The sequence below is a fragment of the Pseudomonas atacamensis genome, from assembly GCF_017167965.1.
Lineage (GTDB): Bacteria > Pseudomonadota > Gammaproteobacteria > Pseudomonadales > Pseudomonadaceae > Aquipseudomonas > Aquipseudomonas atacamensis.
In genome coordinates, this window is record NZ_CP070503.1 from 173,100 (window position 1) to 185,171 (window position 12,072).

Sequence of the window (12,072 nt, forward strand, 5' to 3'; positions counted from 1 at the left end):
TTCCATGCTCGCGCAACTTCCACCGGCCTTACAGAATCTGCAGTTACCGCTTCGCCTGCGACTCTGGGACGGCCACGAGTTCAATCTGGGCCCGACGCCCAGCGTAACCATCGTCGTCAAGGACCCGCAGATGGTTACTCAATTCACCCACCCAAGCCTGGATGCGCTGGGTGCGGCGTTCGTCGAAGGCAAGCTGGAACTGGAGGGCTCGATCAGCGAGGTCATTCGGGTTTGCGACGAGTTGAGCAATGCGCTGCTCGACGAAGACGAAGGCAGTCAGCCGGTGCGTGCGCATCACGACAAAGACACCGATGCCAAAGCCATTTCCTATCACTACGACCTGTCGAATGCGTTCTACCAGCTCTGGCTGGATAGCGACATGGCGTATTCCTGTGCCTATTTCGAAACCGGTAGCGAAACCCTCGAACAGGCGCAGCAAGCCAAATTCCGCCATCTGTGCCGCAAGCTACGCTTGCAGCCGGGCGAATATTTGCTGGATGTCGGCTGCGGTTGGGGCGGTCTGGCGCGGTATGCGGCGCGAGAGTTCGGCGTAAAGGTGTTCGGTATTACTTTGAGCAAGGAACAGTTGGCGCTGGCGCAGGAGCGGGTCAAGGCCGAAGGGCTGGAAGATCAGGTCGAACTGCAATTGCTCGACTACCGCGATCTGCCGCAGGACGGCCGCTTCGACAAGGTTGTCAGCGTCGGCATGTTCGAACACGTTGGTCATGCCAATCTCGCCGAGTATTGCGCAACGCTGTTTGGCGCGGTGAAGGAGGGCGGCCTGGTGATGAACCACGGCATCACCGCCAAACACACCGATGGCCGCCCGGTTGGACGCGGCGCTGGCGACTTTATCGAAAAATACGTGTTCCCCAACGGCGAGTTGCCGCATCTGGCGATGATCTCAGCCGAGATCAGTGAAGCCGGGCTGGAAATCGTCGATGTCGAAAGCTTGCGCCTGCACTACGCGCGCACGCTCGATCACTGGAGTGAGCGACTGGAGGATAACCTCGAAGCTGCTGCGAAACTGGTGCCTGAGCAAGCACTGCGTATCTGGCGTCTGTATCTGGCCGGTTGCGCGTATGCCTTTGCCCGTGGCTGGATCAATCTGCATCAGATCCTCGCCGTGAAAGCGCATCCGGATGGCAGCCACGAACTGCCCTGGACCCGCGACGACATCTACCACCCCTGAAACGGGGCGCTCAGAGAATCGGCGAAATCAGCCGGGCGATCCGCATGCCGACCTGTTGCAGGCGGTGGATCTCCCGGCTTTCTTCTTTGGCCACCTCATCGGCTTGGGCGAAATCGTCATTGAGCATGTGTTCCACGGCGGCGGCGAACTCGCTGTCGACGGTCAGCAACATCACTTCGAAATTCAGGCGGAACGAGCGATTGTCCAGATTGGCGCTGCCGATAGCGCTGATTTCGCTGTCGATCAGCACCACTTTCTGATGCAGAAAACCCGGTCGATAGCGGAACACCCGCACGCCGGCACGCACCGCCTCGAAGGCATACAGGCTGGACGCGGCATAGACGATGCGATGATCAGGCCGCGACGGCAACAGCAGGCGCACATCGACACCACGCAACACCGCCAGCCTCAATGCCGCGAACACCGCTTCGTCCGGGACGAAGTAAGGGCTGGTGATCCATACGCGTTGCGTTGCTGCGTGAATGGCTTCGACGAAAAACAGCGAGCAGGTTTCGTAGGCATCCGCTGGGCCGCTGGCGAGCAATTGGCAAAGCACGCCATCCTCCGGATACGCATCTGGAAGGATCAACGGCGGCAGAGTACGAGCAGCCCAGAACCAATCTTCGGCGAACGATTCCTGCATGCAGGCCACCACCGGCCCGCGGACTTTGACGTGGGTGTCACGCCACGGCGCCAATGGTGGCTTCTCACCCATGTATTCATCGCCGACGTTATGCCCGCCGACAAAGCCGACTACGCCATCAACCACAACGATTTTGCGGTGGTTGCGGAAGTTGACCTGAAAGCGGTTGAGCCAGCCGCTGCGCGTGGCAAAGGCTTTTACCTCGACGCCGGCATCACGCAGCGCCTGCACGTAATGATGGGGCAGGGCATGGCTGCCGATGCGGTCGTAGAGCAAATGAATCGACACGCCTTCGGCGGCTTTCTTCAACAGCAAATCACGCAAGCGCTGGCCGAGCCGATCATCGTGGATGATGAAGAACTGGATCAGTACGGCTTCCTTCGCTTGTGCGATCGCCTGGAAAATCGTATCGAAGGTCGCGGTGCCGTTCACCAGCAGTTGCACCTCGTTGTTCGCCAGGCACGGCATGCGCCCCAGTTTCGGCATTGCGCGCAGTGAGGCGTAGGCACTCGACGCGCGAGCGGCCAAGGCTTCTTCCACCCACGGGCGCCAGTTCAATTCGGAAATGGCCAGGCGCATCTGCTCGTTGGCCTGGCGCCGGGCCTTGATGTAGCCATCGAAGGTGCTGCGACCAAATACCAGATATGGAATAAGCGTAAGGTAGGGAATGAAGATCAGCGACAATGCCCAGGCGATCGAGCCTTGCGCAGTGCGCACGGTGAGCACCGCATGGATCGCAGCGATCGAACCGAGCGTGTGCAACAGGGCGATCAGGTAACCGAAAATGTGCGGTCCGAAAAAATCCATGGGGCAGCCTTGCTCCGTGAGATGCAATGCTTAACAGACCATTTTCTGCGGCGAATGTCTCTATTTAATCGGTGCATGAACCGACGCAACCGGCCGGCGTCTAACGGCCACAACTGATCAGGAGTTTCTCGATGAACGTTCGTCTGCTGGGTTTGGCGCTGGGCCTGGGTTTGGCATTGCCGGTGGTTGCGCAGGCGCAAATGCTGCAGCCGGGGTTGTGGGAAATGTCTTCGAGCAATCTGAAGGTCGATGATCAGGCCATGGATGTGCAATCGATCCTTGGCCAGATTCAAGGCCAGATCACCCCGCAGCAGCGCGCTGCGCTGGAGAAGAACGGCATCAACATCGGCGGCAAAGGGATCCGCGCTTGCCTGACGCCCCAGCAGGTGGCGACCAACGACATCCCGTTGGCCGACCCGCAGTCGGGCTGCAAGCAACAGATCACCGAGCGCACCGGCAACCAGTGGAAATTCCGCTTCAGCTGCCCGAAAGCCCAAGGCACCGGCGTCGCGACATTCCTCAGTGACCGCGAATTCACCACCGTTGCCAATGGCACCTTCAACGCCATCGGTATCAACCAGAAGGGTAGTCTGGAAACCCGTGCCGTGTGGCTGGGTCAGGATTGCGGCACGGTAAAACCCCGCGCTTGAACCCTCTGCGACGCCCACAGTTGGAAGCCATTCCAACTGTGGGAGCGAGCCTGCTCGCGAATAGATCGGAAGTGCACCTCAAGTCATGGCTGACTCAACGCCTTGTACAGCGTATTGAGGTTGTATTCGAACAGCCCGGTAAAGGTGCTCGCCGGTCCACGCGCCGCCAGTGCATCCGAATACAGCGTGCCGCCAATGTGCGCGCCGCTTTCATCCGCGATCTGCTTGAGCAGGCGCGCGTCCTTGATGTTTTCCATGAACACCGCTTTGACCTTTGCCTGGCGAATCTGCGTGATCAGCGCAGCGACTTCGGCGGCGGAGGGTTCGCGTTCGGTGGATAAACCCTGTGGCGCGATAAAGTCGATGCCATAAGCCTGACCCAGATAGCCAAAGGCATCGTGGCTGGTGACGATCTTGCGATTGCCCGGCGGCAGCGCGCCGAGTTTGTTTTTGGCTTCGGCGAGCAGGGCATAGATCTGCTTGAGGTAGGTCTGGCTGTTGCGCTCGTAGTCAGCCTTGTTGCCCGGGTCGGCGGCGATCAGCGCCTTGGTAATGTTGGCGACGTACAACTCAGCGTTCGCCAGATTGTGCCAGGCGTGTGGATCCGCAACGGTTTCGCCGCCTTCATCGAGCGAACGTGGAATCACCCCGCGACTGGCACTGATCACCGTTGCCTTGCTGTCGGTGCTGGTCACCAGGCGATCCAGCCAAGGCTCGAAACCGAGGCCGTTCTTGATGATCACTTTTGCTTTGAGCAACGCCTTGGCATCGTCCGGGGTTGGCTCGTAGGTGTGCGCATCGGCGTCCGCGCCGACCATGTTGGTGATCTGAACGTGCTCGCCGCCGACCTGATGAACCATGTCGGCGAGGATGCTGAAGCTGGTGACCACCGGCAGTTTTTCGGAGGCTGACAATGACATCGACAGCATCAGGCTGAACAGCACGAGTAGAGCGCGCATCGGGAAACACCTCATTGGGATGTGAGCAAAGGCGGGCGGCGCAGCAAACCGTGAACCGGTCCGAACACCACCGACAGCAGATAGCCGACCCCCGCGACCAGCACGATGGCCGGGCCGCTGGGCAGCGAGTAGTAGAACGACAGCAGCAAGCCGAGCCACACAGACACGCAGCCCATGACCGCGGCGATGGCGATCAGTAGCGGTAGGCGGCGACTCCAAAATCTCGACGCAGCAGCCGGAAGCATCATCAGGCCGACTACCATCAGTGCGCCGATGGCCTGAAAGCCGATCACCAGATTCAGCACGACCAGAGTCAGGAACACCCCATGAGCCAGCGGCCCGAGGCGACTGACCGTGCGCAAGAACAATGGGTCCAGTGTGTCCAGCAGCAGAGGTTTGTAGATCGCCGCCATCGCCATGAGGCTGACCGCCGAGACCCACAGCATGCCGGTCAGCGTCGGCCCGTCTACGGCCAACGCTGAGCCGAACAGCAAGTGCAGAAGGTCGAGGCGCTTGCCGGCGATGCCAAGGATCAAAACGCCGCTGGCCAGTGAGATCGGATAGATCGCGGCGAGACTGGCGTCCTCGCGCAAACCCGTACGCCGGGTTATCCAGGCTGCAAGTCCGGCCATGCTCAGACCGGCTCCCAAGCCACCGAGGGTGAGTGCGGGAAGACTCAAACCGGCAAACCAGAATCCCAGCGCTGCACCAGGGAGAATGCCGTGGGCGACGGCGTCACCGATCAAACTCATGCGCCTGAGTATCAGAAAAACACCCAAGGGCGCCGTGCTGCATGCCAGCACCAGGCCGCCGAGCAAGGCGCGGCGCATGAACACGAATTCGCTGAACGGCTGCCAGAAATGGCTGACGGTGGCGAGCATCAGGCGACCTGCATGTGCGGTGTTGGCTGGATCAGTTCTCTGCTGGTTCCGTACACGCAGTGGCCGTTTTTGATCAGCAGGGTATGCGGAATGTGTTGGCGGACAGCCGCCAGGTCATGGCAGACCACAAGCAGTGTCCGGCCTTCGGCGTGCCAGTGGTGAATGTGCTGCCAGAGCAATTGCTGGCCGAGTTCGTCGAGTGCGGCGTGCGGTTCGTCCAGCAACAGCACCGGGGCGTCAGCAAGGCTCAGTCGCGCGAGCAGGGCACGTTGTAGCTCACCGCCGGACAGGGCCATCAACGGGCGCTGTTCGAGTCCACTCAGATGCCAGTCTTCCAATGCGTTTTTCAGTCGCTGCGTGCGCAGCTGTGTCGAGAGCCGACGGCCCCAGAAACCTGCGGCGATGAGCTCTTCGAGGCTGATTGGAAACTGCCGATCCAAATGTTGCTGTTGCGGCAGAAAGGAAATGCCGCTTTGGCGTGGAACAGCCATTTCCACCTTGCCGGCCAAGGGCTTCTGCAAACCGGCGATGACTTTCAGCAGACTGCTTTTGCCGCAGCCGTTGGCGCCGATGATTGCGGTCAGGCTGGCGCTTTCGAACTCAAGACTCAAAGGCGTCGTCAGCGGTTGGCCGGGTGCGCCCCATACCAAGGATTGGCAGCGGATCATTTTTGCTCCCGTCGCCAGCTGCTTTCGGCGACGGCGTCATGGGCATGCAGGCTTTCGGCGTGGATCACGCGGATGTGGAATTGGTAGATGCCGGGCGTGCGCTGCAGTGCCAGATTGAGGCGGCGCGCGGCGTCTTCGCAGAACATCAGGTTTTGCCCATTGGCGAGTGCGAAGGCTTGCTCGTCGCGGCGCTTCACTGCGGTCTGCACGGCGGTGCCGAGGGCTGCTTCAGCGTCATTGATGATCGCGGTCAGCGGTAGCTCGTCGATGAAATTGTCGAGATGCAGGTGCAGTTGCGCATAGCTGCGCTGACTGTGCGGAGTGGCTACGATCCCTTTGGTTGAGCCAAGCCATGCCAAAACATCGGCATGTTGCAGAGTTTTGTTGGCGAAATCGTCGACGAATTGCTGCTGGATCAATTGCCTTGCCAAGACTGCGGAGCATGGGCACGTCGAGGAATAGGGCAGTTCAATTTTTAGTTCCACGTGGAACATTTGCTGTTTCAGGCTCGCTGAAATGGACGCCGGATAGGATTTCCAGCCGGCCAAGGGGCTGACCAACGCGGGTCGTTTCAGCAACAATTCGGTGTGAATATTCAGATACGCGCAGGCGGAAAGACCTTGATGGCTTGTCAGAAAACACTTGAGTACCTGATGCAGCAAAGCGGGAGAAAGACTTCGCTCTTCGAGGGTTTCGAGTGCCAGATACAAGCGCGACATGTGAATACCACGCGCTTCACCATCATCGAGACTCACGCCAGCGTCGACTCTGGCGCTGAGGCATTGGCCTTCAAGCACAACGGGTAGAGCAATCCCACGCATGCCTACCCAGTCAAGGGGCAGTGCCAAGCGTGCAGATTGGGCGGCGATATCCGGGAGAGTAAGAGCATTCATGGTTGAGACCGTCGTATTGATCTCTATTTACGTTACATTATAACAGTCCATTCAGCGATGCTTTTTTCATGAAAAGGATTTCACTAGCAGCCCGTCAGCCGGCTGCAAGTGAACCTTGCGCTGCTCCCTCCCGAGCTGGAGAAGCGGTTGATGGTTGTCCAACCGACACGGCGGGTATAGCCAACCCAAGCCTCGCCATCGGAGGCAATGCCGGTAAAAAAGGTCAATTGGCCGAAGCGGCTGTTGGTCTGCGCCCAATAGCGATGGCCGTCCTTCTCGAATCCGCGCAGGTAAAGCGTGGTGCCTACCGTATTGACGCTGTAGGCATTGCCGTCGACGTCTACACACGCCAGCAGATTAGCGCTGCGTGTGCAGTGCGCCGGCCCCGGCATGTGCGCCTGTGCTTGGCTGGCCAGCGACATGGCAAAGCTCAAAAGCAGGCATTTCAACCCCTTGTTCATTGCGAGTTTCCACGATCGGTGGTGCAGCAATTTGCGAAATCTCCTCTGCCGGACTGGCAAAATCAAGTTGTTATACTATAACATAAATCGCAACTAGCCTGAGCTGCCGATCACAATCGTATGCCTTCTTTGACCCGGTTAAATGAAGCGCAACACGCCAAGCGCACACCTAAAAGCGTAAATCGGCTGCCTTTTATGAGGATTATCCAGTGTCAGCCAAATTACCCGTAACCGTACTTTCAGGATTTCTCGGTGCCGGAAAAAGTACACTTTTGAATTACGTACTACGTAACCGAGACGGCTTGCGCGTTGCGGTGATCGTCAACGATATGAGCGAGATCAACATCGATGGCAGTGAAGTCCAGCGCGATGTCAGCCTGAACCGCGCTGAGGAAAAACTCATCGAAATGAGCAATGGCTGTATCTGCTGTACGTTACGTGAAGATTTACTGGAAGAAGTCAGCAAACTCGCTCGCGAGGATCGTTTCGATTACCTGCTGATCGAATCCACCGGCATTTCCGAACCGCTTCCGATTGCTGAAACCTTCACCTTCCGAGATGAACAGGGGCAAAGCCTCGCCGACATTGCTCGCCTCGATACCATGGTCACCGTGGTCGACGGTGTGAATTTCCTGCTCGATTACCAGGCGGCCGAAAGCCTTGCCTCTCGCGGCGAGATTCTCGGTGAAGAAGACGAGCGCTCCATCACCGATCTGTTGATCGAGCAGATCGAGTTCGCCGACGTCCTGCTGATCAGCAAAATCGACCTGATCAGCCAGCACGAGCGTGAAGAACTCACCGCCATCCTCAAGCGCCTCAATGCCCAGGCTGAAATCATTCCAATGGTGATGGGCGAAATCCCCCTGGAGAAAATCCTCAACACCGGTCGTTTCGATTTCGATCAGGCCGCACAAGCGCCCGGATGGCTACAGGAATTGCGCGGTGAGCACGTCCCGGAGACACAGGAATACGGCATCGCCTCGACGGCCTACCGCGCGCGCCGGCCATTTCACCCGCAACGCTTCTTCAGCTACATCGATCGGCCTTGGCTGAACGGCAAGCTGCTGCGCTCCAAAGGCTTCTTCTGGCTCGCCAGCAAACCCACCGATGCCGGTAGCTGGTCCCAGGCAGGCGGCTTGATGCGGCATGGATTCGCCGGTCGCTGGTGGCGTTTTGTGCCAAAGAATCAATGGCCGCAGGATCAGGAAAGTGTCCAGGCGATCATGGGAAACTGGATTCCAAGCGTAGGAGATTGCCGCCAGGAGCTGGTTTTCATCGGTCAGAACATAGATTTCCTACAGCTCTCCGCCGAACTCGATGCCTGTCTGCTGACCGACGAAGAAATGGCCATGGGTGTAGAAGGCTGGCGTTCGCTGCCTGATCCATTCGGTCCTTGGCACGAAGAGGCCGCCTGATGCTCGCACTCCAAGATCAGCCGCTGCTTACCCGTCATCAGCACCAGGGCGTGACCCCGGAAACGTTGACGCGAATCCTGGAAGACCAGACCAATCTCGCCGCCTGGCAACGTCAGCTGCCCGTGCACATTGCCGATTTTGCGCAATTGGTGCTGTCACTCAACGAGCCCTTGGCCGAGTCGCTGTGTCTGGAATTGCCCGACGAAGATGCCGAACCGGATCTCGCCGGTCTGGCTGCAGGGCTGCGTGATCTGCAAGGTTTCGAAGGTTTCGTGAGCGATCTTAAATGGCTGATCAGTGCCTTCGCCTGCCTGCTCGGTGCGCGGCGTATCGGCGTGCGTTTGCGTGTGCTGGACAAGGCCATGTGTCCGCGCTTCCACGTCGATCACGTGCCGGTGCGCTTGATCACAACTTACGCTGGCATCGGCAGCCAATGGCTTGAGGAGGGCGCGATGGATCGCCTGCAACTTGGCCAGGCCAATGCCGAACCGCAAGGTGCAGCGTCGATTCGTCAGCTCAACAGCGGCGACGTCGCGCTGCTCAAAGGCGAAAAATGGCACGGCAATGAAGGCTTCGGCCTGATCCATCGTTCGCCGCAACCGGCACCCGGTGAACGCCGTCTGTTGCTGACCCTCGACTGGCTCGGCTGACACATCAGGGCTTGCGCCAGGCGCCCTGGCTCTGGCCTTCGCAATAAGGCTTGAGATACGCCGCATCAGTGGCCACGCCGTAATAGTGGATATCCTGGCGATAGGGCATATTGGCGACTTGCGCGTTGCTGCACACGCCGAAAGCGCCGCTGGGGCACTGGTCGACGTATTGCACCTCGACCTTCTGCCCGGCCAGCGTCGGTTGGCAGAAGCCGTCATTGAACAATTTCTGCGGAATCGTCCGGTTCTGCTGACAGACTTTGACGTCGAGCCGTTCGCCCTGTGTGTGCACCACGCAGGCCTGAGCCCACGCTTCACTCGACAGCAGCGCCAACAGCAACGACCATCCCGACCAGCGCATCTTCGATCTCCTCAATAACTGTCCGCAGAAAGTACCCGCCATGTTGCAGAACATTCCGACCCACGTCATCGCCGGCCCGTTGGGCGCCGGCAAGACCAGCCTGATTCGCCAGTTGCTGGCGCAACGGCCTGCGGACGAGCGCTGGGCGGTGCTGATCAACGAGTTCGGCCAGATCGGTCTGGATGGTGCATTGCTGACGAATGACGCCGATGGTATCGCACTGGGTGAGGTGGCCGGGGGCTGCCTGTGTTGCGTCAATGGCGCGCCATTCCAGATCGGCCTCGGCCGCCTGCTGCGCAAGGCCAGGCCAGATCGACTGTTTATCGAGCCATCCGGGCTGGGCCATCCGGCGCAGTTGCTCAAGCAATTGAACGAGGCGCCGTGGCTGGGCGTGCTGGCGGTTCAGCCCTGTGTGCTGGTTCTGGACGCTCAGGCACTGCACGCGGGTAGAACCCTGCCGGACGCTCAGCAGCAAGCGTTGGCCAGCGCGGGTTTGCTGTTGTTGAACAAGGCCGAAGATCTCGATGAAGCGGTTCGAGAGAAAATCGCCAGCCAGTTGCCGCCCGTCAGGCTGATCTGGACGCAGCAAGCGCAACTGCCTCTGAGCGAGCTGCCGGGGCTGGCAGTAAAAGCGAACGAAGGCGCAGGGCATCTGCCGCTGCCGACTGGATTGGCACAGCTGCCAGCGGTCTGGAGCGATCCGGCCGAACCGATTTGCCTGAGTCAGGCGCAGGAGGGTGGGTGGAGCATCGGTTGGCGCTGGCATCCGCGGCAGGTATTTGATCACGCACGCATCGCCGATTGGCTGAGCGCGCTCGACTGGATGCGGGCGAAACTGGTTATCCACAGCACGGATGGCTGGGTTTCGGGCAATGCGCTGGAGCATGCCGAGCTGAGTTGGCAAGCCAGCGAATGGCGAAAAGACTCAAGAATCGAGCTGATCTTCGCTGAACCGCAGAACATCGAACAGCTGCAAGCCGGTTTGGCTGAATGCCGGATTCAGTGAGTCAGCTCAAGGCTTCCACTTGGTATGTTCCTGGCGCCACTGGCTCAGCTCGATGACTTCGGCGCGAGGCTTGTGGACTTCGACTACCGGCGGCGTATCGTCGAACGGCGCCGGGTAGGGTGCCAGTTCAATCTGCGCACTGTGCGCGCCAAATTGGGTGACGGTGCCGTTGTGGCGGCTTTCGCCGGTCACGGTGAACTCGAAGTTGTAGACCCGTGCCAGTCGCCGGCGACCGTTGGCATCCCTGATCAGACCGATCTTTTTCAGCGCGACGTTACCGTCCAGCAGTTCAACGCCAACATTGGTGCAATGCTGCTTGACCCGCTCCAGCGCGCGCTCGCGCAAGCCGTGGTTGTGCCATAGCCAGGCACCAGCGGCGGCGAACAGCATCAGCACGAAGATGTTTTCCAAGGTCAGCATCGACATCGAACTCCAAATGATGGCGTCAGCTTAACTGTCTCGCCGGTCTGTCGTACAGGCTGTGTTTCGTCGCATACTGCGCGGCTTGAATTTCAATCGTTTTACGGAATGACCCGAATGAAACGTACGCCTCATCTGCTCGCCATCCAGTCCCACGTGGTGTTTGGCCACGCCGGCAACAGCGCTGCGGTTTTTCCGATGCAGCGCGTCGGGGTCAATGTCTGGCCGCTCAACACCGTGCAGTTTTCCAACCACACCCAGTATGGTCAGTGGGCCGGGGAAGTGCTGGCGCCGCAGCAGATTCCCGAGCTGATCGAAGGCATCGCCGCAATTGGCGAGTTGGGCAATTGCGACGCGGTGCTGTCCGGCTACCTCGGCAGCGCCGCGCAGGGACGGGCGATTCTCAGCGGTGTGGCGCGGATCAAAGCGGTCAATCCGAAGATGCTGTACCTGTGTGATCCGGTGATGGGCCATCCAGAGAAGGGTTGCAGCGTGCCCACCGAGGTCAGCGATTTCCTTCTTGATGAGGCCGCGGCCGTGGCGGACATCATGTGCCCGAACCAATTGGAGCTGGACAGTTTTTCCGGGCGCAAGCCGCAGTCGCTGTTCGATTGCCTGGCGATGGCACGAGCGCTGCTGGCGCGCGGACCGAAAGCGGTACTGGTCAAGCACCTGGATTACCCGGGCAAACCGGCGGATGGGTTTGAAATGCTGTTGGTGACCGCCGAGGGCAGCTGGCATCTGCGCCGTCCGTTGCTGGCGTTTCCGCGTCAGCCGGTGGGCGTGGGCGACCTGACGTCCGGCCTGTTCCTGGCGCGGGTGCTGCTGGGCGACAGCCTGCTGGCAGCGTTCGAATTCACCGCAGCGGCAGTGCATGAGGTGTTGCTGGAAACCCAGGCGTGCGCCAGTTACGAGCTGCAACTGGTGCGGGCGCAGGATCGCATTGCGCATCCGCGGGTGAAATTCGAGGCTACAGCGATCAGTCTCTGAGACCGGGTCGTCTTTATTCGCGAGCAGGCTCGCTCCCACAGGAAGAATGCATTCCAAATGTGGGAGCGAGCCTGCT

General features: G+C 59.6%; 14 protein-coding genes. 6 read left to right on the forward strand and 8 right to left on the reverse strand.

Annotated elements, in window-relative coordinates:
• Positions 1 to 4 precede the first annotated feature (4 nt).
• Entirely contained in the window at positions 5 to 1,192 is a 1,188-nt protein-coding gene (gene cfaB, locus JWU58_RS00810) for a C17 cyclopropane fatty acid synthase CfaB (protein ID WP_122612801.1), read from the forward strand.
• A 10-nt stretch (positions 1,193 to 1,202) separates the two neighbouring features.
• Here cfaB and cls read toward each other — a convergent pair whose 3' ends face one another.
• Positions 1,203 to 2,642 carry a cardiolipin synthase gene (cls, locus tag JWU58_RS00815; RefSeq protein WP_206421343.1) on the reverse strand — a complete coding sequence of 480 codons (1,440 nt, stop codon included), beginning with the start codon at positions 2,640 to 2,642 and terminating at the stop codon, positions 1,203 to 1,205.
• A gap of 131 nt (positions 2,643 to 2,773) precedes the next feature.
• Here cls and JWU58_RS00820 point away from each other — a divergent pair, with 131 nt between their 5' ends.
• Positions 2,774 to 3,292 carry a DUF3617 domain-containing protein gene (locus JWU58_RS00820; protein ID WP_016772436.1) on the forward strand — a complete coding sequence of 173 codons (519 nt, stop codon included), beginning with the start codon at positions 2,774 to 2,776 and terminating at the stop codon, positions 3,290 to 3,292.
• Between the two features lie 83 nt (positions 3,293 to 3,375).
• Here the strand turns inward: JWU58_RS00820 and JWU58_RS00825 are convergent, their stop codons facing one another.
• From JWU58_RS00825 to JWU58_RS00845, 5 genes are all read right to left on the reverse strand, one after another.
• Entirely contained in the window at positions 3,376 to 4,251 is an 876-nt protein-coding gene (locus JWU58_RS00825) for a metal ABC transporter substrate-binding protein (protein ID WP_206421344.1), read from the reverse strand.
• Positions 4,252 to 4,262: 11 nt separating this feature from the next.
• Positions 4,263 to 5,132 (reverse strand): metal ABC transporter permease, encoded by an 870-nt coding sequence (locus tag JWU58_RS00830; RefSeq protein ID WP_024014863.1) that lies wholly within the window; start codon positions 5,130 to 5,132, stop codon positions 4,263 to 4,265.
• Entirely contained in the window at positions 5,132 to 5,800 is a 669-nt protein-coding gene (locus tag JWU58_RS00835) for a metal ABC transporter ATP-binding protein (protein ID WP_122698756.1), read from the reverse strand. The genes JWU58_RS00830 and JWU58_RS00835 overlap by 1 nt, the downstream gene beginning before the upstream one ends.
• The gene (gene folE2, locus JWU58_RS00840) at positions 5,797 to 6,693 is read right to left on the reverse strand and encodes a GTP cyclohydrolase FolE2 (protein WP_206421345.1); all 897 of its coding nucleotides are present in this window, start codon (positions 6,691 to 6,693) and stop codon (positions 5,797 to 5,799) included. The genes JWU58_RS00835 and folE2 overlap by 4 nt, the downstream gene beginning before the upstream one ends.
• An 83-nt stretch (positions 6,694 to 6,776) precedes the next feature.
• The gene (locus tag JWU58_RS00845) at positions 6,777 to 7,154 is read right to left on the reverse strand and encodes a glutamine synthetase (RefSeq protein WP_110644561.1); all 378 of its coding nucleotides are present in this window, start codon (positions 7,152 to 7,154) and stop codon (positions 6,777 to 6,779) included.
• Positions 7,155 to 7,363: 209 nt separating this feature from the next.
• On the opposite strand from JWU58_RS00845, the gene zigA reads away from it, so the two are divergent.
• Positions 7,364 to 8,569 carry a zinc metallochaperone GTPase ZigA gene (zigA, locus tag JWU58_RS00850; protein ID WP_206421346.1) on the forward strand — a complete coding sequence of 402 codons (1,206 nt, stop codon included), beginning with the start codon at positions 7,364 to 7,366 and terminating at the stop codon, positions 8,567 to 8,569.
• The gene (locus tag JWU58_RS00855; protein ID WP_206421347.1) at positions 8,569 to 9,219 is read left to right on the forward strand and encodes a DUF1826 domain-containing protein; all 651 of its coding nucleotides are present in this window, start codon (positions 8,569 to 8,571) and stop codon (positions 9,217 to 9,219) included. Before zigA ends, JWU58_RS00855 begins: the two co-directional genes overlap by 1 nt.
• A 4-nt stretch (positions 9,220 to 9,223) precedes the next feature.
• Here the strand turns inward: JWU58_RS00855 and JWU58_RS00860 are convergent, their stop codons facing one another.
• Positions 9,224 to 9,580: a hypothetical protein gene (locus JWU58_RS00860; RefSeq protein ID WP_016772443.1), complete on the reverse strand. Its 357-nt coding sequence runs from the start codon at positions 9,578 to 9,580 to the stop codon at positions 9,224 to 9,226.
• Between the two features lie 40 nt (positions 9,581 to 9,620).
• Between JWU58_RS00860 and JWU58_RS00865 the strand changes: the two genes are divergently transcribed.
• Positions 9,621 to 10,586 (forward strand): CobW family GTP-binding protein, encoded by a 966-nt coding sequence (locus JWU58_RS00865; protein ID WP_206421348.1) that lies wholly within the window; start codon positions 9,621 to 9,623, stop codon positions 10,584 to 10,586.
• A 6-nt stretch (positions 10,587 to 10,592) separates the two neighbouring features.
• Here JWU58_RS00865 and JWU58_RS00870 read toward each other — a convergent pair whose 3' ends face one another.
• Positions 10,593 to 11,006: a DUF3301 domain-containing protein gene (locus tag JWU58_RS00870; protein WP_038861179.1), complete on the reverse strand. Its 414-nt coding sequence runs from the start codon at positions 11,004 to 11,006 to the stop codon at positions 10,593 to 10,595.
• 117 nt (positions 11,007 to 11,123) lie between these two features.
• Between JWU58_RS00870 and pdxY the strand changes: the two genes are divergently transcribed.
• Positions 11,124 to 11,996 carry a pyridoxal kinase PdxY gene (pdxY, locus tag JWU58_RS00875; RefSeq protein WP_042608042.1) on the forward strand — a complete coding sequence of 291 codons (873 nt, stop codon included), beginning with the start codon at positions 11,124 to 11,126 and terminating at the stop codon, positions 11,994 to 11,996.
• The last annotated feature ends 76 nt before the right edge of the window (positions 11,997 to 12,072 follow it).